Genomic DNA, 976 nt, shown 5'->3' on the forward strand with positions numbered 1-976 from the left:
GACGGCCGCCAGCCCCGACCCGGTCGACATCGGTTTCGTGCTGGGCGCCGTGCCGCCTCTCGCGGTACTGGTGCACGGGCCGCTGATGACGGCGGTGCTCGGCGGCCTGTGCGTGCTGCTGCTGAGCGTGCCGGGGTTCCAGTTGGCCGATGTGAACCGCACGGACCTGCTGACCATCGCCTTCGTCGCCGCGCTGAGCGTGCTGCTGTCGTTCGTGCGCAGCCGGCGGGACGCCCAGCTGGTCACCGAGCGGGCCGTGGCGGACGCGGTCCAGCGGGCGGTGGTGCCGCCGCTGCCGGAACGGGTGGGGTCGGTGCGCTGCGCCGGGCTGTACCGGCCGGCGCAGCGCGGGACGCTGGTCGGCGGCGACTTCTTCGATGTGCGGGCCGGTCCGTACGGGGTGCGGGCGGTCATGGGGGACGTGCAGGGGCACGGACTGTCGGCGGTCGCCACGGTGGCGTCGCTGCTCGGCGCGTTCCGTGAGGCGGTGCTGGACGAGCCGGACCCCGAGGCGGTGGCGGCCCGGCTGGACCGGCGGCTGATGGTGGACGCGGGGGGCGATCCGCATGCCGAGCTGTTCGCGACCGCCGTCCTGATGGACTTCTCCGGCGACGGGCCGGCGGTGCGGATCGTCGCCTGCGGGCAGCCGGGCCCGCTGCTGCTGCGTGACGGGCGGGTCGAGGAGGTGAAGGTCGAACCGGGGGTGCCGCTGGGTCTGGGGATGGCCGAGGTGGCACCGCCCGCGCTCACCTCGCTGGCGCTGCGGCCGGGCGACCGGCTGTTCCTCGCCTCCGACGGTGTGCTCGAGGCGCGCGGCGCCGACGGGTCCTTCTACCCGCTGGCCGAACGGCTCGCGGTGCTCGCCCATGAGGACCCCGGTGTGCTGGCCGAGCGGGTCTGGGCGGACCTCGTGGGGCACTGCCCCGATGTGCGGGACGACGTGACGATGCTGGTGCTGGTGCCTTGGGCCGACGGC

Annotated in this window: 1 protein-coding gene; it reads left to right on the top strand. The window is 75.2% G+C overall.

Annotation, left to right across the window (positions count from 1 at the left end; translation table 11 throughout):
- A partial coding sequence (locus ABD207_RS04350) for a PP2C family protein-serine/threonine phosphatase (RefSeq protein WP_344010162.1) occupies positions 1-976 on the top strand: 976 nt, incomplete at both ends.

It is taken from the genome of Streptomyces thermospinosisporus (genome assembly GCF_039526425.1).
Taxonomy (GTDB): domain Bacteria; phylum Actinomycetota; class Actinomycetes; order Streptomycetales; family Streptomycetaceae; genus Streptomyces; species Streptomyces thermocarboxydovorans.